We start from the raw sequence: 19,923 nt of genomic DNA on the forward strand, positions 1-19,923 counted from the left end.
AATGATGCGCAATGGTTGATAAAACGAAAGGGGCTTGAAATCAAGCCCCTTTCCTTTGCCGCTTGGATTAGCGACGGATCTCTTTAATTCTTGCAGCTTTACCGCGCAGTTCACGCAGGTAGTACAGCTTGGCGCGACGAACTTTACCATAGCGAATTACTTCGATTTTGTCAATCTTAGGCGAGTTGATCGGGAATGTTCTTTCCACACCAACGCCGTAAGAAATTTTACGAACCGTAAAAGTCGCACTGATTCCGCCACCGCGGCGTTTGATTACAACGCCTTCGAACAGCTGGATACGTTCGCGGGTTCCCTCGATAACCTTAACGTGCACTTTCAAAGTGTCGCCAGGGCGAAAGCTCGGGATATCCTTGCGGAGCTGTTCTTGTGTAATTTCTTGTAAAATATTCATTAAGGACTTCCTCCTTCCGTACAGGTGTTCATGCCTCTTCAGGAGAAGCCTCTGTTCCCCATCATCATCCGCAGCGGACCACCGTATTCCACACAACAGAATTAATAATAGCATATTAGGCGAATGAATACAACTATTTATTGGGTTACAGCGGGAGCATATCCCGTTTTTTTGCTTTTACTTGACAATCCTTGCATAATCCAACGACCGAGCCGTCATCCTGGGCATAGAACATCAGCTTCCCGTTTTTCTTCTTGCAGCTGGAGCAGGGTTGTTCGGTTGTATGTTTTCGGGCTCTGCGGTGCGCGTCCAGCTGGATTACGTTGTTTTTGGAAGAATTTCCGCTGCTCTGTTTCTTTGCGTTCCTAAGCCGGGTAACCGCATAAATGACACCAACCGCCAACAAAATCATGAGGAACACCACATATCGCATCGCAAGGATCCTTTCTTTTGGGGGCTTTAGTTATTATTATACGGGAAGTTAATTTTCTGAAACAAGTTTTTGAGCCCGCCGCCGAATTGTTGCATTTTGTTCAGTTTTAGTTAGCTTCATCATTACTTGTCTTCCCCAACTTTGGTCCAGTTAAATGCCAGTCTCCAGCCTCTGTTTCAATTAATTTCCATCCGATATAATGTCGGAAGTACATACCTAACCGGACTACAGCAGAATTGATGTCTTTTACTTTAAAAAGGGGATGATTACATGACAAGAAAATTCGGAAAAATGGCGGCAGCTGCGGCTCTAACGGCCATACTGCTGGCGGGATGTACCGATCTGCCCGGCAAAACGTCTGGCGGAACGGACAACAGTTTGGAGACTTCCATAGATACGATCGGTGAAACCGTTCAGCAGGAGGCGGGCAAGGCGGCGGATACCGCCCGGCAAGCCGTGGAGACAGCAGCCAGCGATGCGGCGGATCGGATCAAATCCGGAAGCATCGTTAAGGAATTAACGCTTATCCGGGCAGCCGGAAACGCCGATACGCTCCGTCTTGATAATTCGGTGGGCGAAATTGAAGTGAAATCCGGATCAGGGAATGACGTGAAAGTAACCGCAACGATACGCTCTTACGGCAAACTGTTCCGCAAGGCGGACCGGCAGCAGATCCTGGACAATGCTGAAGTCTCCATTCAAGAAAAAGGCGGCGAGCTGAGGCTATCCACCGTTTCCAAAGAAGCACCCTCCACCGATTTATGGACCTGGGCCGAGAAAACATTCGGCTTCGCCGACTTCAGCATCTCCTACGTCATTGAAGCGCCTAAGAGCTTAAGCCGGTATGAGATCACGGACGATGTCGGAAAAATCAAACTGCGTGGTTTAACCGGAACTTACCAGGTGTCCGGAGATGTAGGGGGAATCGAAATCGAGGATGCGCATATTACGGGGAAATCCACAGTAAGCACTGATACCGGCAGTATCTCACTGGATCTTATCGCCTTGGATGGCGACCTTACTGCGAAAACCGATGTTGGCAGCATTAGCGCGGCCCTGGATCAGTCGGTGAAATGCACTCTTGAGGCGAACAGTGAACTCGGCCGAATCTCCGGCGCGCCTTCCGGAAAAAGCGACGTCAACGGCGGCGGACCTCTCCTCTCACTGTCCTCCTCCGTCGGAACAATCAATGTAACGAAGTAAACGCGGGGTAATTAAAGTTCAAAAGCAAACGGGCCAATCCAGGATAAATATCCGGATTGGCCCGTTTAATGGAATCGGAGTAGCGGGATTCGAACCCACGGCCTCACCCACCCCAAGGGTGCGCGCTACCAGACTGCGCCATACCCCGATGGTATGTACGTGTAAATCCCCGCAAAATCACGCTTTAATCTCGATTGTCCATACGCACATCCAAGCGAAATGTCAGCGGCGTAACCTATTATACGATATAGGTGCGCACCCTTGCAAGTATAAACCGCGCACCCTTGCGCTATTCTGACGGCCGCGTTATAATACGAACATACATTCGCAAACGAACGGAGGCCCTACGCCATGACTTCGCCAACAAAGCCGCTGCCAACTACCGACGCTGACCGCGCGCTCCTCAAAGCATACGTCATCCTGCCGCTAGTCCTGAGCGCATTCGAACGGGACACTCGCGTATTCCTGAATCTACGGTCGCCGCGCAAGTATATCGAATGGATTTACGAAGCACGCGAACGCCTATCGGTCGAGACGCGGTTGACGCGTTTTGAGGCGGCTAAGTGCGGTGTTAAAATTTACGAAGAATTACGGACGGATGGCGGAATTACCGTGCGGTATGCGTGTCGCTATCAGTACGGGGAGATAACGCTGACGAACGCGGAGATTGCGAATGAGGCAGCGGGGTTTATGCGGAATTACTTAACGTTCGATCTACGCGAATAATATCGTTGACACCTTGCGGCCCTGTGTGCGTATAATTCGGTATAATACGTTAAAGGAGCGCGTTGATATGACGCTTTTAGTTATCGTAGGGCTCGCCGCTTTAATTAGCTCGCCTATTTTTATCGTAGTGGTCGCGGTCATAGCGTCTAACCGGTCGCATAAAAAGAAATTAGCAGCCGCCGAGACCGTAGACTGTCCGACGTGCGGCCACGCGTTCAAACTCATAAACGGATCGTGCAAATGTCCGAAATGCCGCAGCCGTGTTACGCGGTCAGCAAGCGGTGACCTCGTCGTTACATAAACGCAAAAAAAAAGGCGCAGCCCTAACGGAAACCTATCCGCTAAGACTGCGCCTTGTCTATAACTATTCGGTTGGGAACGTCTTATAAATACCTACGCCAATAACCGCATACGTCACGATATCGACGGCCGCTTGATATACGCCCGCCTCCGGAGCCACTCCGTACTTAACGAGAAGCTGATACGTCAGGCCTGCCACCGCTGCGATAAATACCGGATTAAGTAAACGTTTCTTCATTATATTATTTCGCTCCTTTCGTATTAACCGTTGCCGTCTTTGTTACGTTATCCCACGCAATAGCAGCGCCGAGCTTATCGGCCAACTCGCGCAGCGGTACGTACACCGTTCCGTCAATCAATACGCCATCCTTCGCCTTCACTCCGTCAATCTTAACGTTGGCCTTATCGAGTTTCACGTCTTCGCCCTCTTTCTTCGGATTCAACTTCGCTTCTACCGCGTCCTTAAACTCCGCCCATCCCGTCCACTTCCCGCCGTCGTACATTAGGCGCGGACAGATTTTTCCGGACCAATCGTAGTGTCGGCGCAGGCGATCAGCGCCCCATCCGCGCTCCTTTAACATTGACGCTACGAGGTCCGCCGCGTTGTCCAGCGTTTTAGCGTAGTCCCCGCTTTCGCAAATCTCAACGCCGATCGACGTGCGGTTGCCGGATTTAAAGCCGCTACCGTCGCCCGCGTGCCAAGCGCACTCATTCAGCGGAATTGCTTCGATTGCCTCGCGTTCGTCAACTACGATATGGAACGAAGCTTGACGCGTATTGGCCGCGTTCGCTAACCAGGCGCGTTCACCTGCCGCCGAGGATGACGGATTCCCCGTATTGTGTATCGTAATAGTCTGCGCGACCATAGCGAGGCCCGGCCGCCGGTTACATGCGGTCGTCTTCGGTATATTGTCCATGCGGTAATTCATATCGTTACTCCTTTCCGCGCGGAAAACGTTCTTTCATTTCCCGCAGCTCTCCGATGATTACGTCGTATTTATCGCTAAACTTATCGAGTAGCGCCTGCAAACGTCCCTCGCGTTCCTTATTCGAGCGCATCACGTAGATGAGCAGCCAAACGAAAAGGGCCGCGAAGGGCCCTTGCGTTAGGAAGTATTTGACTACGTCAGTTTCCGTCATTAAGCGGCACCCTCCGTTTCTCGCGGTTTATTCAGCGCTTCAAATTCCGCCAGCGCCCGTCCGATTTCGTCATCGAGCGCCAGGAGTACGGAAATGCGCTGGTCAGCGGATGGTAGGACCGCCAGGACTGCGCTAATCGTAGCGGATAGTTCAGCGGCCGGGCTTGCGGTATCAATCGTACATTCGAGTAGTGCGCGTGCTTTCATTCGTGATTACCTCCGTTTCTTAACGTAAAAAGACCGCCCCGAAGGACGGCCGCGTTAGTGCGTATTAAGCGACTCCGAACGTGCCGCCTCCGCTAGTAGCGTTATCAGGATTTCCGTGGTTATGGTCCGGAATCGTAACGGAATGCGTATGGCTTACGCTGGCTTTTCCGTCAAGCGCCGACCATAGAGCCGCAACCTGCGCGGTAAGATCGTCGATAACGGGACAGTTCGCAATATTGACGTAATTGAAGTCGAAAACGGCGACGTCCTCTTGTACGACAATAGCGTTCGTATAGTGGTCAACGTCTCCGCCGAGTTGGACGATCGGTCCGCCCAATGTTAGCGAGGTGTTCCCCGCTACATTAAACGTGCTATTGAATCCCTCCAGCGTCCCGTTAAGTGAGCCGTCGGGTCCGTAAAAATTCATAACCTGTGCGTTGAAATGGTCGTCTGTTTCGATGGAGATGCGGCATACTCCGTTACCATCGAACGAACGGAACCCATTAGGGTCTAACACAATACGCCGGGTCGCGGTTGCCGTCCGTATGGTTGATCCGATAATCTCCGTACCCGTAATCGTGCCGGCCGTCATTTCGCTGTTCTCGATCGTACCGGTCAGCGTAATCGACCGCGCTACGACGTCGCCATTCATATAAACGCGAAAGGGCGCGCTGTTGAAATCCGCATGACCTGCGCTAATTCCGTTCGGATTGATCTTCGTAACGTTATTCCCGCTACCGATCTCCATCGTTACGAAATTACCGAGTTGACCGATAACTTGTTCCGCAGCTACACCGGACGCTGTAATTGCGGTCCGTGCGGTCGCCCCTCCGTCCGTCGATACGATAATCCCATTAGACGTTAGGAGCACGAGATCATTCGCGTCGGCTGTCGACTGCAGGACGATACCGCGCTGGTCGTACTTAACTTCCGTTTTCGACGCGTTAATCTCGATAACCGCCAGCCGCGCAAATTCTTCGAACGCTTCCGCACGAATCCGCCCTCCGCTGAACACGTTCTCTAACGCCCGTCTGCCCGCTTCCAAATCCGCAATAATCTGCGCGTAATCCCGCCGCATTACGTTAGCGACCGTTACCTGTGCGTGTTGGTCCAGCGCGTAAGGGTATTCGGTCAACTCCGTAATCCTTGCGGTTAGGTGCGCCATCTCTAAATCCGGATCGACGAGCGTTACGGTATCGCCGAGGTCTGGCTGCGGTTCCGTTTCGTCGAGTTTGTGCAAATCCGCCGCTGACACGCTAACCTCAAGCGCAGGGACCTCGCGTTCACGTAGACGCTTCCGGCCGGCCTCAAGCAGTTTCAACGGATCGGTAACGTCCTGTTCCGTGAGCGTATCGTCATAGAACGGAACGCTATCGGACGCCCAGGCGGGCGCGTACGGTGAGATGAGGTAATTAACGCGCAGGATTCCGTCAGTGATCGCGCCAGGCACCGCTTCAAGTAGCGCCCGTTCTTCCGCAGTCAATATCGACGCCGGCTGACCGATCCACGTCCGCGAGTCCTTCATTTCGCAGAATAGGCGCGTACACAGCGAGGCCCCGTCGTCCGTAAACGTTGAGCTTACGATGTTCTTTCCGATGCGGTATTGTAGGTCGGACGCGACGTTACCGATTCGCTTACGCAGGTGCAGCGTAAAGTTATCCGGCTCAACCTCCGCTCCGTACATCGTAACTATTGCGTTGAGCGCTTCGAGACAGTTGCCGCGTCCGAAGTCGCGCACGTCTACGAGGTCAAACGTATCGTCGACCGCAATAGAAAATCGCCCACCCGTTGCGGACTGGATGAGCGCAGTTAACTGCGATATTTGGATACCGTAAGCCTCGTCGATGTAGGAAGCATACGGGAATTTATAGTCCGCGAGTTTGAACATGACGTGTGTACACGAAATCTGTGCGGTCAGCTTACGGCCGTCACGCGATCGTTGTCGTGAGTTGATAACGTAATACTGGCCGCGCTCGTCTTTAACGTGGCCTTTTAGCGGAAGCTTCTCGCGGTAATCGGCGGACGACATCGGGACCGCGAAGGACAACGTGTAGTCGGCGTTGATTCGGCGCGTTCGTGTGACGTCGGTTGCCGAGACGATAGCGCCAACGGGAGCGAAGTTCTTATCGTAGGATTGAAGCGTAAGGATGCGCCTCCTTTCTATAACGCAAATAACCCCCCGGAGAGTGTCCGAGGGCTTGCGTTGGGTATGCGGTTGTTGCGCAGTATGGTCCTACTATGCTTTACTGGTTTAAGCTTCCTCCTCTATTGATTATCAACTTACTTCTACTAAAATTTAATAGTGGTCTTTCAAAAAGCGAGTGGAATATAAAACCTGCCAACACGGATATTAGAACACATAGAGTGGTTGCCACAGGAAGACTCAAAGTCTCATACACACTTAAACGCATAAAAACCTTGCTAGTTAAAGATAAAACTAATGTATGGACCAAATAAATAGAATACGAAGCATCCCCTAAATAAGTTAGTATTTTAAGGTTTTTAATTTTACCCTGGGTATCCATTGACACCATACCGAGTAAAATAAAAAGTGAAGGAACTCCGTATAGAAGTACTCGACTTAAACCCTCACGATCTAATACTTGCGAATTTGAGTATAGAAACCAAACAGATGTCAATAACAAAACAACACCCAACGAAAATATGAGTAGAGGGTGCTTAAACCTAACTTTTGTCAATATAAAAGCTGCTAAACATCCCATCAAAAATTCAAAAATAATTGGATTGAATAAAAAGTTAAATAAATACCCTTTTGCAGGGAACGTCATCAATACGACAGAGATTGCCACCCACAGAAAAAGTATCACATTGGAGACTCTCTTCCCTAGGATAATCATCAATGCAAACAGCAAGTAAAAGTATACTTCATAAACCAAGGACCAGCCCACGCCTAAAATAGGATCGTGCCCTTGTGGTATTAACAATAGAGATTTGATGATAACACTTATATTTCTTTCATATCCTTCGCCAAATGAAGGAAATAAAAAGAATAACGGAATAATTATTAATGTAACAAACCAGTATATCGGATAAACCCTCACAAATCTCTTTTTAATAAAAGGTAAAAACTTCTTCTTTTGTCCTATATCAGAAGAATGGATGGAGAACATTAAAAACCCACTTAAAATAAAAAATAAATCAACTCCCAAATTTCCAAACCTAAATACCCCTCCAAGGTATTTATAGCCTAGATTTTGGGAAGCGTTTAGTGTGGTGTGGTGAAGTAGGACTAATAAGGCCGCAATTCCCCTCAATGACTGTAACGAATAAAGTCTTTCTTTCACTTAAATATCCACCTTTTTCCTACAATCATAATTTTAAATACTGGGAATGTATAGGCTATTTTTCACACACAAAATGTAAATATCTATTTTATTTTAACAACTCCGACCTCAACCCCCTTTATGACGGTAGGCATCGCGTTAAGTAGCAACTTACCGTCCGTAGGGCTAATACCGTATTTGGCCCCGAATGTGGCGGCGCTGAACGTCTCCATAAGCACGTCCGTATCCAACATGTATCCACGGATTTGAACGGCTCCGAGCGCACCGGCAGGGATATCGGACATGGCTACTCCAACAAGGTCAGCGGCGTCATCCGTACTGTGCATCGGGCGAACACTCGTATATCCCCCGTCATAAACAACGACGCTACCCTTCGGAATTGTACTCGCGGTGATATTACGGAAATGCTGCACCTCATCGTTGAGCTGCGGCCGGTACGTAGAGTTTGCGACGACGTTCTTGAACAGGACAGGTGTGTTCCCGCTACCAACGATTCGGATTTCGGAGTGATCATCTTTAGCAACGGAGTTAAACCATGCGGTTGACTGGTAGTTGATGAACCCTCTCAACTCACAGCCGTTAAGCTCCAAGATATCATCCCGACCTGAACCCATAGAGTCCACGATAACGCATGTCCAGTTTCCGTTGATCGACAAGAGTTTGCAGTTGTTGAGTTGCACGAAAGTAGCCCGCTCGAAATTACCGTTTGTGTGGTAGTAAAACGCCTCACGCACGCTCTGGAAGGTCGTGTTATCAGCGATCACCCGCATGCCGTCTGAAACGCCCATTCCGAGCGTGTGACACGATAACCACGGATTCCCCGCAGGCAAGCTGTTTGCCGCCCGGTAGTCGATAACCTCCTGATTTCCGTAATGTTCGATATGGCAGTTCTGGATATTAAGCCGTCCGTTCTTGTTACCGTAAGCTCCGGCGTCCGCATGGATAGGATAACGCATATTCTTCGCTGTTACCTTTATGTTTTTGATATAGCAGCCATCGCAATTCCACCAGAACGTGGAGGATGCCGCCATGTCGGTGTCGCTGACGCTCGCTTGTTCCTCGCCCTTAATCCATGCCGTGTCCTTGCTCTCTCCTTCCAGGCTCACGAACGGCTTCATGTACCAGCCCTTTTCGGTGTACTCGCCAGGTCCGATTAACAGCACGTAAGGCTTCCCCGCGCTGTTATCCGTGATCGCTGCAAGTGCTGCGGGGATGGTCGTATAAGCTCCGGTTCCGTCCTTCCGCACGGTAACGACCGTGATCTGCACGGACTCTACGCTCTTTTTGATGTAAGTCACGTTATCGCTGGATATGGCGCTGTTGGTTAGTTTATTCCCGTAGGGCTCGAATGCCGTTTGCACAGACCCGAGCTCAACCTGCTCCGTATCGAGGTTAACCAAACCCAAGCTAATCCGGATGTAGGCGCAGTTGCTTGGCGTGGCGAATGTCGTACCATTTGCCTGCCCGCTGATATAAACCTTATTCGCGTCGTAGTAGGCAAACTGAGAGCCGCTACGCTTGGTGTACGTTGTGTTTGGCAATACAGGAATATAGTCACTTGCCGCAAATGCGGCGTTCGTAGCCAAGACGCCATTCGTATAGTCCACGTACTTCCCTGTAGTTGCCATCAACTTATTGAACAGGTTCTTTCCTAGCAGACCTTCAATCGGAATAAACGCCATCTTCTCTTTGCCGATTGTACCGGTTAGAATGTTTGCGTTCTTCACCGCGTCGGTTTTCAGCAGGCCGTTATCGACTTTCGGCGCAAAGCTTTCGTATGTGGTCTTGGCTGTTCCGGCTTCAAATTGGACGATTGCTGCCTGCGAGTTCATCACGGTCAAGCGCACGAATGCCGCATTTGCGGGAGAGACCATGTTTACACCGGTCGTAGCGATCCCGCTAATATACGTTTTGCTGGAATCGTACCACGCCAATTGCTCGGATGTCCCGCTAATCGAATATGCCGTGTTCGACAGTACAGGAATATAGTTACTTGCCGAATAGTTGGCGGATGGGGAGAGGAGACCAGTCGCCCAGGCCACATAATTACCCGCTGTAACATCGGTTAGGTCAAACAGGTTTTTACTTGCAACGCCGACCACCATAGGCTTTTTAAGCTGACGCGGCACAACTGAATAGTCAGCCGGAATAGCGTTAATCGGCGCCGTGCCTGCGATTTGTTGAGCAAGTTCAGGCGTGATATCAGACTGGGAAATCTTTTTATTCTCCTGAACAGTCAGGCGCGAGGCATTCTCCGCTATAACCGCATTCGTAGCATCCAAGTCCGTTTGCTCCGCTTTGGCCTCGTCGATAGCGGTTATCTGCTCCGCTGTTTCCGCCAACTGCGCATTAACTCCCGAATACTCCGCGTTCAAACGGTCGCCCAACGTAGGGTACGTTTCGCCCGATACGCTCGCCCGCGCTGCCGCCGCTTCCGGTCCGCTATCCCCTGCGATTATCGCCTGCGAAAGTTCCGTCTTTACGGAGTCAACCGCTTCCTTAACGGTATTCGCTTCGGCAACCGCGCCGCTGTACGCAATATGCTCGGCAGCGTGCGCAGTCTCCGACGCTTTGTGCGCGGTAATATCGCCCTGCGCTGTCGTAATCCGCCCGTCGTGTGCGTCCAAGTCCGCCTCAATGTCCGCAAAGTTATCGTTATGCTTCGCAAGGTTCGCCAAGTCCAGCGCACCCGTTATTACGCGTCTTACAAATCCCATCCGCAATTACCCCCGTTAGTACAAATATTTATAGTAGAAAACGAACTCAATCCGCACATTCACGCTCGTGGCGCTAACCGTAAACTCCGTAATCCCCGGCTGCAGTAGCGGAAACACTCCGTTGCTCATCGCGTACGCGTTCGCACCGTTTTTCCTAACCGTTTGCTTGTCCGCAGCGCAGTCGATCTCAATCACATCATCTACGCCGGTAGTTCCCGTCAGCGTCACCGTTGACTCTCCGTCCGATAGCGATAAGTCCGTAAACGCGCCGGTTATCCGGATGAGCGGACCGACATCGTTCGAACCCGCGTTGTTAATCGTGAACGTCTGGCCGGACGCAGTAACAGCAACGCTATGATCCGTATAAAAGTAGCCCTCGCCGAACGAAAGCCCGTCGCCATACTCGTGAAGTTCCGTTGTCTGAGCGGATTGCGGCCACGGATCGTTCATCCGCAAGCTAACGTCAATCAAGCGCGATCCCGTCTCGCCAAGCGCCAGCGTCCCCGCGTATACACAGCGCCATTTTTTGTCCGGCATATCGCTAAACTCAAGCGCAATCTCACCGCGCCGTCCGAATGTGCGCGCTAGTGACGCAACTGCTGCGTTAAACTCCGCGCCGCTAACCGTTATCTCAAACGTGAGCCCGACCGTTCGCGGCCCGTAACTTCCGCCGAAGTCAACCACGCCGTCCCTGCCCGCTAGTTTCAGCGTATTGTCGTCAGTCTCCGGTAAAACAGGAAGACGACGCTCAAATAGCGCCGCCCCCAACGTTGACATCCATATTCCGTTAACACTTACGTCAATCAACCGATTTTCACCCCCGCAGATTGGATTCGTGACAATGCGCGCGTCCGTTCGTCATAAAACGTAGCAATATCAGCCTTGTCCGCGAGCGTCACTTCGTCTACGCCAAGGTCGATATTCTGCGTAATGTACGTCGGTGCAGCCGGTTCCCTCGACGCTAATCGCGTGGCATGTCCGGACAGTACGTCGAATAAGGCCGCCTGCTGCTGCGGATTCAGTACGATTTCGCCGGCGTGAGCGATAACGGGAACCGCCGATCCGTACGCACCCTGAACGACGCCACCGTCTGCAAAATGCTGCAGCTTCTCTCCGGTATCCTGCGTCACGCCGTACTTAATACGCAGCTCCTTATTACGGGCGGCCAAGCGCTCCATCTCCGCCTTGTCACCGCGAGCTTTCGCCGCATTGTACGCGTCCTTGTTCGCGTTATATTCCGCAAGGTCTAGCGCTTCCTGCGCCTCGGCCCGCGCTGCGGTAACTGACGCCATCTTTGCGTTGTACTCCGTGACGAACGTGTCAAGCTCGCTAAGAATTTCGGCATTAGCGCCAGCTGCGGACGATACCCGGAACGCTGCGATACCGGCCTCGACCGTTTTGATATCGCCTGAGTACGATTCGAACGATTGAAGTAGCGCGTCGTACTGCGCCTCTTTCTCCGTTTTCTCCTTATCGAACGCAGCCTCTTGCGCATCCCGCTCTTTTTCGAGCGCGGACTTTTGCGATTCAAGCTCCCGTTTACGGAGATCGCGTTCGTGGTCGAGTACGAGTTTATCGCGGTCTTTGATTGCCTGTTCGCGCTCGGCTATTCCTTCGGGGCCGACAGCGCTGGCGAGTTCCGCGATTCGAGCGTTCTTCTCCGCAAGTTGCGTTTCGTAGTCGGCGTCCGAGTTGAGTTCGGCCTCTTTCGCGAGCAGGTCGTCGATAGCGTCAATCTTCGCTTTCTGCTCCGCAACGTATGCGTCCTTACGCGCTTCGATAGCGTCGAGGTCCGCCTTCTTCGCCTTCTCGATCGCTTCCTTTTCCGCGTCTAAAAGGGACTCTGCGAGTTCGACCGTTTTTTCCGTTAGGTCCTTACGTGCTGCATACAACTCTTCGTCAGCCTGCGCGTAATGCTCCGAATCCTTAGAGTAACGGTCGCGAACGCGGGTCCAAGTCGTAATCTTCATTTGCGCGATTTCAGCCTCGGATTTGCCAGCGGCAGACATGCGGCGTTCTTCTGCGTCGATCCATTTCGCGGAGGCTTCGTACTGAGTCTGCGCTTCCTTTTCCTGCGCGTCCGCTACGGCTTTGCGTGACTCCCGCACCTTCTCGTCCGCTGCCTTGTATTGGTCGGAGTCCTTTTTATACCGGTCACGTAGGCGGGTCCAAGACGCGAGCTTCGTCTGTGCGATCTGGAGTTCGGTCTTACCGCTGTCCTCCATGCGATTCTCCTCCGCTTCGATCCACTTTGCCGAGAAGTCATAGCGCGATTGGACGCTGTCTTCCTGCAGCTTCTTGATTTGAAGCGTCAGTGTTCGCGCATCGTCAACGGACTCTTTGAGGAATTGTGCGTGTTTCTTCCGCAGTTCTTCATATTTCTTTATCTGCGCATCAGCGGATAAATCGTAAAACTCCGATTGGAACTGTACCGTTTTAAGATCGGCTTCGTACGCGGCCTTACGCGCTTCGGCTGCGAGCTCTTCCGGCGTCTTACCCGTTTTGGGCTTCGTTGTTCTCTGCTTTTTCGGCTTCGATAGGTCAACGCCGGAACCGGTCGTTCTGCCGGAAAATGCGTCCAAGTTTCCGCTTGTTAACGCGGACTTCTGCGCTTCCAGTTCGTTAAGCGCCGACTGTACCTGGTTTTGTTCCGGATAGAGAGCGTTAAGACGCTGCTGGCCCCGCGCGTATACTTTCTCCGACGCGAGCGAGTCCGGATCGGTTAGCGCTGAGCTTCCAGACGCGCTAATAACGGCGTTCATCGTTTTGAGCAGCGCTTGATAGTTCGCAATTTGCGCCTCGATAGCGGCCTTCTGCGCTTTCGTCGTACGTTCCATCTGCTCTATGCGTGCCTTTTCGACTTTAAGCGTACCATCGAGTAAGCTGCGTTCGGCATTCGCCTGTGTCTCCGCTAGGCTGATGTTCGTAATGCGCTTGTTACCTTCTTCGTCCATTACCGTGTGCAATCCGGGATACTGCTTGATTAACGCTGCAGTAGCGGCTTGTAGTTGTTCTTTTTGACCGACGTCGAGTTTCTGCGCATTAGAGAGCTTCTTATACGTAGCGATGTTCGATTCAATCGAGGTTAACCGTTCGTTACTCGCGGCTGCTGCCTGCAAATTAGCGCGTTCTTCCTGCAGTAGCGCCGGAACCGAATCGTTAATCGCTTTGTTCATCTTCGCAATCCCGCCCGCTGCGTCCTCGCCGCTCGCGTAACCTAAATCGCGCAGTCTCTTGTCTGCAGCGTCGAGCTCATCGTTCAGCTTCGAGAGTTCCGCAGCTCCGGCCCGCCAGTCCTTTCCGGTATTTCCGCCTTTCAGGTTCGCAATCCTCCGCTCGATCGCTTCACGGTCGCGTAGCGCCTGCGTAGTTTCTTCGATTCTGCCGCGCAAGTCTTCGAGGTCGCCAGTTGTTCGCGTTAACGGCGACTTACTAAGCGCGTCGTTCAGAGACGTTTGTGCTGCCGCAAAGTCTTCAGCAGCCTTCTTCGTTTCGGCGTATTTGCCTGCGAGCGCTGCCGCTGCGGTAGCTAACGCCCCTATAGCGATTGAGATCGCGCCAATAATCGGGATGCTTGCGGTAAATGCGGTCATGCCAGCGGCCGCAGCTACAGATGACGCCTTAATCGCATCAAGCGCAACCTTTAGCGCCACTATACCGGCGGCTGCCCCCGCTACTAGCGGAGTTACCGTTGTAAACGCAATAATTGCGCCCTGCATCGGCGTATTCAGATTCGTAAATCCGTTGATTAGGCCCGTAAGCTGCTCCGCAACCAACCGGACAGCCGGCGCAAACTTATCGCCTACCGTAATTCCGGCGGATTCAAGTGCGGACTGCATTTCGTTAATCGCGCCTTTGAGCGTATCCATTTGCGTTCCTGCGACTTGTTCTGCGGTTCCGCCTGCGTTTCGAAGCGAAGCGGTGTACGATTCGAGCGTTGACTGTCCGTTCGAAATTAGCGTTAAGAATCCGCTTGCCGCCTCTTGGCCGACGAGCGTTGCGGCGACGTCCGCTTGCTGCGCTTGAGTCAGACGGGCGAAGGCCCCTTGCATTTGACCGATTATCTGCGCGAATGGGAGAACGTTTCCGGCGCTGTCTTGGATTGATACGCCGAGCTTATCCATATAGAACGCGGCTTCTTCGGACGGAGACGCGAGTTGTAGCAAGATGGCGCGGAGCGATGTGCCCGCTTGCTCACCGCGAATACCTGCGTTCGAGAGCGCTTCGACAGATGCGGTAGCTTCTTCTACGGAGAGGCCCATGTTTGCCGCAACCGGCGCAACGTACTTCATCGCCATCCCCAGGTCCGTTATATCTGCGTTAGAATCAATGGACGCTTTCGCCAATACGTCGACTACTCTCCCGGTTTCTTCCGTCTCCAAGCGAAATCCGTTTAGTACACTCGCTGCGATACTGGCCGTCGTCGCAAGGTCCATTTGACCAGCGGCAGCTAACGACAGTACGCCAGGCAGCGCCGTCATAACGTCATTCGTTTTAAATCCCGCTTGTGCTAAGAGAGCCTGTGCATCTGCCGCCTGCGAAGCGCTAAATACCGTTGACGCTCCGAGTTGTATCGCCTGCTCACGTAGCCGCTCGAACTCTGCTCCGGTCGCCTGCGTAATCGCCTTGACCTTCGCCATCGCCTGCTCGAACGATGCCGCTGTCTGAACGGACTTCGTAATAATCGCCGCCATCGCAACGGCCAGTCCGATATAGGCCGCACCTAGCGCCTTGACCTCGTTCGCTGTCCGGTGTGTGGATAGCGCGTTCTTCTCGATCTCCTTCGCTACCTTATCGATTTCCGCTGAGCTTGCGCCAAGCTTACGCATCTCGTCCGTAACGGCTGCGATCTGTTTCCGGAGTAACTCTGGATTCGACCGGCGGAGAGCATCGTTAATTCGCGTAATCTGAGCGGAAGATGCGCCGACGTCTTTCAGCGCCATATTAAGGCCCATGAACGACGCTTCCGCCTGGTGCGCAGAGTGGCCGAGTTCTGACGCCTTCTTCTTCGCCTGCTCTACGCCGGCTGTGTATTGCGAGATATCGGCGGTTATGACCGCCCTAATGCCGGCGACTTCTGTTGCTGCGGTATCTATCGTAATCACCTCTCCGGGCAAAAATAAAAGCGCCCGTTAAAGGCGCTATATTCCGAGCTTCATTTTCATTTTCATGCGTTCAAATCCCGTCTTATCGAACGCAGGCTTATCCGGCACCTCACCGTATCCGGCCCGCTGTTGCAGAGTTCCCGTATACTTTCGGAAGTCCTCAACGTTGGTCGTTTGCGCCATCACCGCGTTATTCAAGTCCGCGAGTTGTCGCTGCGCGTTAAAGCGGTCGGCTGCGTCAATCACATCGAGGATGTCCATGACGTAATAGCCACGCTCAAATTCGATCTGCGTTTTGCCGAGCTTAATTGCGGCGTCTATAAAAAACTGCTCCGCTGTTACGCCGCGCCCTGTTCCGCCGCTTCCGCTGCTTTCGGTATTCCCAGGCCCAGGACGCTTTGCGCGTTTTTTAACATTTCCCCGAAGTTGTTTACTTTAGTTACCGCAGTCAGGTACGCCAAAATCTCGTCAACGGACGCGTTCTCGTCGACCCATTCCGCGTCAATCCCCGTTAGCACCGAGATAATGCGCGTAAAATCGTCGAGCGACTGTTCCAACGCGACGAGCGCAAATCCGACACGCTGCTCCGCAGGTGCTGTCATTACGCTAATCAACAGTTGCGGCAATGTTTGGATTGCGCCAAAAAGCTCCCGCCACTGTGCGATCACAATCTTGCGCACCTGCACCGTTTTAGGCTGCGCGCTGCCTTCGCCGAAGATAACCGTACCGGGTAACGCAGGTGTCGGAATTACCGCTTTTTCCGTGCGCTTAAATAGCTGCATTCTTATCGCTCCTTATCGTGTAAATAAAGAAGGCGGACCGAAGCCCGCCCGTTAAATTACGGTGTTGCTGTAACCGTCTCGTCACCGAGGATAGCTACGATATCGTCAGCGTCCGGAGTCGACCGGAGCGTAACGTTGGTGATGCGTTCGTTCTCGTTGTTGTACGAATACGACAGGTCCGTTTCCGGATACGCGAGCGGCAAAGTTACCCAATAGTTAGCGTCCGTCTTGTGCGCAATCGGCTTGATGATCGCTTTCTTAGCGGAGTCCAGCAGGTTCAGACCGACGCCAGTCTTAACGATAATCTTCGTATCGGTTCCGTCCGTTACGGCTTCCGCGCCGACCATGATCTTCGGAATCGTGGGGAGATCGTATTCACCGAACGGAATCGTTACGCTGACGTTCCGGCCTGTGACGCGCTTGCCTACGACAGTCTCTCCGGTTTGGTCCGTACGCTGCTCGCGGTACGCCGTTTCGGTCGTCAGGACTACGCCGCCGATCGTAGTTTCGAACGTTACCATGTCTACGCCTGTTCCGAACTCGACGATTGCCGGTCCAAGCTCGATCTTCTCGATATTTTGAGCCAATTTTATTTCCCCCTTTGGAATGTAAAAAGGCCGCCCGTAATCGGACAGCCCCGAATGAATCGTTATTAAATTGTCGTTAAAGTAAAATTGAGCGAATACATTGACCGCGCGCTTTCGTCCTTGCCGAGATACCACGGCGCGCTCTGTTCGGCAACGCATTTGACAACGCGCTGCGTCCCGATTATAAACTCGGCCTTACCGTGCAGCGCCGCATAAATCGCGTTAGCCTTCGTTTCCGCCGTCAAAGCCGACTTAGCACGCAATACGACCTGAATCGACGGGTAGGATTTCGGCGTCCATTCGCTCGGCGCGTCGCCTCCGTTGATTCGCGTATATGCGCAGTCGTCCGGATTAGCTGCGCTGAACTCAAGCCCAACGAAGGTGAATCCGGGAATCAGCACGCGAAGCAGCGCATTAGTGTCCGCTATGGTGATCGTGACCGCCACCTCCCCGCTTCATGCCGGCTATAAGCATCCGCCGGTAAAGTTTCGCGTTAACCTTGAGTGGGCGCGATAAGAATTTCGGACGAGTACCGGGCGTAGTTGGACTCTTGTATTCGCCCATTTCGTGGACACGGAGCGCGTAGTTGTACCGCTCTCCCTTCGCATCCGTCTCCGTCGCGCTGTAATAAACTTCGCCTGTTACCGTATCGCCGTCGACCATTACCTCTGCCCCGGCCGTTGTGCGCAAGGTGCTCGACTTGAGCGGAGCCTCATCACGCGAGACCGCTAGTAAATGGTCGGTAGCGTCGTGCATTCCGGAAATAGCGCCCGCCAGCATTTCCGCTTTGGACACGTCCAGCCCTTTCGTAAACGCGCTAATGTCAAATTCGAAACTGTTCGCCATTACACGCTCACCTCCGTTAAGATCGGCCGACCGCTGAAATCCCGTATCACGCTAATCGTCAATGGATCGTAGGTCGTCACCGTGCCTAACTCGTTGGTAAACGTAAGGCGGTCGTTAATCGAAATGTCCGCGAGTTTATCGAAAAGGAATGCGCCAACGCTGACGACTTCCTCCCCGTTGCGGTTGCGTACGAGTTTAACGCCCTCATCAAAGCGGCAGGCCAGCGAGTAGTCGGCGCCGTATTGCGGCTCGTTATAGTCCGGGTCGTTTCCGGTAAACGGCGAGATAACGGCGGTCTGATGCATCGGTATGAACGCCATTTACATCACCGTCCATTTAACGCCGCGCTTCGAAAGTGTGACGCCGTTCTCCGCGCCGATAAGGTCGATCGCAGCCTGCGGAACAAAGCGCCGCGTGCTTCCGCCCGGTCCCGTAACTGCGCTGTCCTTGAAGTTAACGGATACCTTTCCGCCGACCGACGTTGAGATAACGCCTTTTTGCGCTATGCCCGTCGTATCGCTATAAACCGCTGCCAGCACGTTCGCAAATTCGTATACAGCCGCGTCTGGTATCATATATTGCGAGTAGTACCGAGCGAGATCGCGAGATGCGACGTTTACTATTCGTAGTTTTTTCGCCTCGTCAGCGCTCGTCCAATCGTCAATATCGATACAGTTTGCGGTGATATACGTGTTTGCGTCCTCTACCGTTACAGCCATCCGTTAACACCTCCGTTTATTTTTCGGAGGTCTTCGCGGCAGCCGGCTTGCGTTGTTTAGGCGCGGGCTGTACCGTTTCCTCCGTTTTAATTGCGTCTGTCAAGCGGTCAAGTACCGCAATCTCTTCCGGCGTTGTCGCTTCGTAAACTCCCGCGCTGAACTTGCGTTCCTCGCCAGCGACATAGAACGAAAGCTCCGCGTACCGGGACGTATATTTTGCCATCGTAAACCCTCCGTCATATAACGGGAGCCTGCGCTAACAGGCTCCGCTTAGTTGCGGTCGGCTTACGCCAAACCTTTGATGCGTGCGTGCGCTTGTTCTTGGTGCAGTTCGAGCGTGAATTCTCCAACGAGCATTCCTTGATAATAATCGCCCTTCTTGCCGAGATACTCATGCTGAAACTCGCGGCCAGTCAGCGGGCGGATTCTCGCGCGATTCTTGTCCAAGATGAGCACTTCTTTCGAATCCAGGTTGTCATTAATGGAAACCGGGAACTGGCCGAAGTCCGTAGTCAGACGGGAGACGATCGTACCGCGTCTTTCGTCAGCCTGGTCGATTGTAACCTTTTCGTCGCTGAACGAGGATACTACACGTTTTTGCTTGGCCGGTACAACAATCTCGTAGTTGCCGCCGGTAGCAAATCCGCCCTTTTCGTAGATCGACTGCAGGCTGTCGTTAATCATATTGAGAGTCAGCGCAGCACCGGCAGCGTCCTTAACGTTAGTCGAAATCAAGCTGCGTACGCCGGCCATCTGACGAACAGCGCCATTTTCGTACTTGATGCCGTTAATCAACGCCTTTTCCAGTTGCAGCGCGAGTTCAAGCTGTTTCTTCGCTTGCTCATACGCGTAAATATCGGAGATGCCGTAATTGGCAACGGCTGCCGCAGTACCGGTAACTTCGACGGTATCCGTAAAGATTTGCGTGATATTGGACTTACGTACGCGTTGTTTGTAACGGGCAGCAATCGCGTCCGCGCCCTCTACGCCTTCCGTGAACTGGAACTCGACGACGGCTCCGTTCGCTACGGCTGCAGCGGTAGTACCCGCGTATCCGCGCGTTACAGTCAGCGTTTTAGTTCCGGAATCGATAGCGGTAATCTTAACGAGTTCGTCGACGATCTTCGCAACGTCGTTTACGCGGAACGGTTCAACGGAAGCTACTACGATGGAAGTAGCGTCGATAAGCGCGGATGCGGTAGTTGTGGTTTCGGTCGCGAACATGGCGTCTTCGAACCAGTTGTGTTCGACCTGGTTAACTGCGCCAGCAAAGCCGAGCATCGCCAGCATAGGCGTTTGATACGGGTTCAGCATCAAAATCTGTTCTGTTACGGACTCCGGCTTGCCGATCAAGTCAGCGTTAAAAATCTTAGTCATTATTGATTTCCTCCGTTTAATTGGTTTTTGGCAAAACAAAAAGACGGCCCGATTGGGTCGCCTCA

At 52.6% G+C, this 19,923-nt stretch carries 22 protein-coding genes and 1 tRNA gene; 2 read left to right on the forward strand and 21 right to left on the reverse strand.

Features of this window, described 5'->3' with window-relative positions:
- Positions 1-67: 67 nt before the first annotated feature.
- Positions 68-412 (reverse strand): 50S ribosomal protein L19, encoded by a 345-nt coding sequence (rplS, locus tag G5B47_RS02005; RefSeq protein ID WP_025335399.1) that lies wholly within the window; start codon positions 410-412, stop codon positions 68-70.
- A gap of 145 nt (positions 413-557) precedes the next feature.
- On the reverse strand, positions 558-824 hold the full coding sequence (locus tag G5B47_RS02010; RefSeq protein ID WP_165093734.1) for a hypothetical protein: 267 nt from the start codon (positions 822-824) through the stop codon (positions 558-560).
- A gap of 291 nt (positions 825-1,115) precedes the next feature.
- Here G5B47_RS02010 and G5B47_RS02015 point away from each other — a divergent pair, with 291 nt between their 5' ends.
- Positions 1,116-2,048, forward strand: coding sequence for a DUF4097 family beta strand repeat-containing protein (locus tag G5B47_RS02015; RefSeq protein WP_165093736.1), 933 nt, complete (start codon positions 1,116-1,118; stop codon positions 2,046-2,048).
- 74 nt (positions 2,049-2,122) lie between these two features.
- Here G5B47_RS02015 and G5B47_RS02020 read toward each other — a convergent pair.
- Positions 2,123-2,196: transfer RNA gene (locus tag G5B47_RS02020), tRNA-Pro, on the reverse strand.
- 203 nt (positions 2,197-2,399) lie between these two features.
- Between G5B47_RS02020 and G5B47_RS02025 the strand changes: the two genes are divergently transcribed.
- Positions 2,400-2,774, forward strand: a complete 375-nt coding sequence (locus tag G5B47_RS02025) for a hypothetical protein (RefSeq protein WP_165093738.1) — start codon at positions 2,400-2,402, stop codon at positions 2,772-2,774.
- Positions 2,775-3,138: 364 nt separating this feature from the next.
- Here the strand turns inward: G5B47_RS02025 and G5B47_RS02030 are convergent, their stop codons facing one another.
- From G5B47_RS02030 to G5B47_RS02115, 18 genes are all read right to left on the reverse strand, one after another.
- On the reverse strand, positions 3,139-3,312 hold the full coding sequence (locus G5B47_RS02030) for a hypothetical protein (RefSeq protein WP_165093740.1): 174 nt from the start codon (positions 3,310-3,312) through the stop codon (positions 3,139-3,141).
- A 4-nt stretch (positions 3,313-3,316) separates the two neighbouring features.
- Positions 3,317-4,003, reverse strand: coding sequence for an N-acetylmuramoyl-L-alanine amidase (locus tag G5B47_RS02035; RefSeq protein ID WP_165093742.1), 687 nt, complete (start codon positions 4,001-4,003; stop codon positions 3,317-3,319).
- A 4-nt stretch (positions 4,004-4,007) separates the two neighbouring features.
- The gene (locus G5B47_RS02040; RefSeq protein ID WP_165093745.1) at positions 4,008-4,214 is read right to left on the reverse strand and encodes a BhlA/UviB family holin-like peptide; all 207 of its coding nucleotides are present in this window, start codon (positions 4,212-4,214) and stop codon (positions 4,008-4,010) included.
- The gene (locus G5B47_RS02045) at positions 4,214-4,420 is read right to left on the reverse strand and encodes a hypothetical protein (protein ID WP_165093748.1); all 207 of its coding nucleotides are present in this window, start codon (positions 4,418-4,420) and stop codon (positions 4,214-4,216) included. Before G5B47_RS02045 ends, G5B47_RS02040 begins: the two co-directional genes overlap by 1 nt.
- 64 nt (positions 4,421-4,484) lie before the next feature.
- Positions 4,485-6,467, reverse strand: coding sequence for a phage tail protein (locus tag G5B47_RS02050; protein WP_407945201.1), 1,983 nt, complete (start codon positions 6,465-6,467; stop codon positions 4,485-4,487).
- Between the two features lie 196 nt (positions 6,468-6,663).
- Positions 6,664-7,725 carry an acyltransferase family protein gene (locus G5B47_RS02055; RefSeq protein ID WP_165093751.1) on the reverse strand — a complete coding sequence of 354 codons (1,062 nt, stop codon included), beginning with the start codon at positions 7,723-7,725 and terminating at the stop codon, positions 6,664-6,666.
- 83 nt (positions 7,726-7,808) lie between these two features.
- Positions 7,809-10,442: a pectinesterase family protein gene (locus G5B47_RS02060; protein WP_165093753.1), complete on the reverse strand. Its 2,634-nt coding sequence runs from the start codon at positions 10,440-10,442 to the stop codon at positions 7,809-7,811.
- Between the two features lie 15 nt (positions 10,443-10,457).
- Positions 10,458-11,249, reverse strand: coding sequence for a phage tail domain-containing protein (locus G5B47_RS02065; protein ID WP_165093756.1), 792 nt, complete (start codon positions 11,247-11,249; stop codon positions 10,458-10,460).
- Positions 11,246-15,547, reverse strand: a complete 4,302-nt coding sequence (locus tag G5B47_RS02070) for a phage tail tape measure protein (RefSeq protein ID WP_165093758.1) — start codon at positions 15,545-15,547, stop codon at positions 11,246-11,248. The genes G5B47_RS02065 and G5B47_RS02070 overlap by 4 nt, the downstream gene beginning before the upstream one ends.
- A 36-nt stretch (positions 15,548-15,583) precedes the next feature.
- Positions 15,584-15,808: a hypothetical protein gene (locus tag G5B47_RS02075; RefSeq protein WP_165093761.1), complete on the reverse strand. Its 225-nt coding sequence runs from the start codon at positions 15,806-15,808 to the stop codon at positions 15,584-15,586.
- Positions 15,809-15,885: 77 nt separating this feature from the next.
- Positions 15,886-16,329 (reverse strand): hypothetical protein, encoded by a 444-nt coding sequence (locus G5B47_RS02080; protein ID WP_165093764.1) that lies wholly within the window; start codon positions 16,327-16,329, stop codon positions 15,886-15,888.
- 56 nt (positions 16,330-16,385) lie between these two features.
- On the reverse strand, positions 16,386-16,916 hold the full coding sequence (locus G5B47_RS02085) for a hypothetical protein (RefSeq protein ID WP_025336447.1): 531 nt from the start codon (positions 16,914-16,916) through the stop codon (positions 16,386-16,388).
- Between the two features lie 65 nt (positions 16,917-16,981).
- The gene (locus tag G5B47_RS02090; protein ID WP_165093767.1) at positions 16,982-17,362 is read right to left on the reverse strand and encodes a minor capsid protein; all 381 of its coding nucleotides are present in this window, start codon (positions 17,360-17,362) and stop codon (positions 16,982-16,984) included.
- Positions 17,331-17,762, reverse strand: coding sequence for a hypothetical protein (locus tag G5B47_RS02095; protein WP_165093770.1), 432 nt, complete (start codon positions 17,760-17,762; stop codon positions 17,331-17,333). The genes G5B47_RS02090 and G5B47_RS02095 overlap by 32 nt, the downstream gene beginning before the upstream one ends.
- On the reverse strand, positions 17,762-18,082 hold the full coding sequence (locus tag G5B47_RS02100; RefSeq protein WP_165093773.1) for a hypothetical protein: 321 nt from the start codon (positions 18,080-18,082) through the stop codon (positions 17,762-17,764). The genes G5B47_RS02095 and G5B47_RS02100 overlap by 1 nt, the downstream gene beginning before the upstream one ends.
- A complete protein-coding gene (locus G5B47_RS02105; protein WP_165093776.1) occupies positions 18,083-18,481 on the reverse strand; it encodes a hypothetical protein in 399 nt (132 codons plus the stop codon). It lies immediately after the preceding gene.
- Between the two features lie 16 nt (positions 18,482-18,497).
- On the reverse strand, positions 18,498-18,704 hold the full coding sequence (locus G5B47_RS02110) for a hypothetical protein (protein ID WP_165093778.1): 207 nt from the start codon (positions 18,702-18,704) through the stop codon (positions 18,498-18,500).
- Positions 18,705-18,766: 62 nt separating this feature from the next.
- On the reverse strand, positions 18,767-19,858 hold the full coding sequence (locus G5B47_RS02115) for an SU10 major capsid protein (RefSeq protein WP_165093781.1): 1,092 nt from the start codon (positions 19,856-19,858) through the stop codon (positions 18,767-18,769).
- Positions 19,859-19,923: the final 65 nt, after the last annotated feature.

The organism is Paenibacillus apii (genome assembly GCF_011043685.1).
GTDB classification, from domain to species: domain Bacteria; phylum Bacillota; class Bacilli; order Paenibacillales; family Paenibacillaceae; genus Paenibacillus_AQ; species Paenibacillus_AQ sabinae.

Coding starts and splice junctions, on each gene's coding strand:
- rplS (WP_025335399.1), bottom strand. CDS start 412: ATGAATATTTTACAAGAAATTACACAAGAACAGCTCCGCAAGGATATC.
- G5B47_RS02010 (WP_165093734.1), bottom strand. CDS start 824: ATGATTTTGTTGGCGGTTGGTGTCATTTATGCGGTTACCCGGCTTAGG.
- G5B47_RS02015 (WP_165093736.1), top strand. CDS start 1,116: ATGACAAGAAAATTCGGAAAAATGGCGGCAGCTGCGGCTCTAACGGCC.
- G5B47_RS02025 (WP_165093738.1), top strand. CDS start 2,400: ATGACTTCGCCAACAAAGCCGCTGCCAACTACCGACGCTGACCGCGCG.
- G5B47_RS02030 (WP_165093740.1), bottom strand. CDS start 3,312: ATGAAGAAACGTTTACTTAATCCGGTATTTATCGCAGCGGTGGCAGGC.
- G5B47_RS02035 (WP_165093742.1), bottom strand. CDS start 4,003: ATGAATTACCGCATGGACAATATACCGAAGACGACCGCATGTAACCGG.
- G5B47_RS02040 (WP_165093745.1), bottom strand. CDS start 4,214: ATGACGGAAACTGACGTAGTCAAATACTTCCTAACGCAAGGGCCCTTC.
- G5B47_RS02045 (WP_165093748.1), bottom strand. CDS start 4,420: ATGAAAGCACGCGCACTACTCGAATGTACGATTGATACCGCAAGCCCG.
- G5B47_RS02060 (WP_165093753.1), bottom strand. CDS start 10,442: ATGGGATTTGTAAGACGCGTAATAACGGGTGCGCTGGACTTGGCGAAC.
- G5B47_RS02075 (WP_165093761.1), bottom strand. CDS start 15,808: ATGGACATCCTCGATGTGATTGACGCAGCCGACCGCTTTAACGCGCAG.
- G5B47_RS02080 (WP_165093764.1), bottom strand. CDS start 16,329: ATGCAGCTATTTAAGCGCACGGAAAAAGCGGTAATTCCGACACCTGCG.
- G5B47_RS02095 (WP_165093770.1), bottom strand. CDS start 17,762: ATGGCGAACAGTTTCGAATTTGACATTAGCGCGTTTACGAAAGGGCTG.
- G5B47_RS02100 (WP_165093773.1), bottom strand. CDS start 18,082: ATGGCGTTCATACCGATGCATCAGACCGCCGTTATCTCGCCGTTTACC.
- G5B47_RS02105 (WP_165093776.1), bottom strand. CDS start 18,481: ATGGCTGTAACGGTAGAGGACGCAAACACGTATATCACCGCAAACTGT.
- G5B47_RS02110 (WP_165093778.1), bottom strand. CDS start 18,704: ATGGCAAAATATACGTCCCGGTACGCGGAGCTTTCGTTCTATGTCGCT.
- G5B47_RS02115 (WP_165093781.1), bottom strand. CDS start 19,858: ATGACTAAGATTTTTAACGCTGACTTGATCGGCAAGCCGGAGTCCGTA.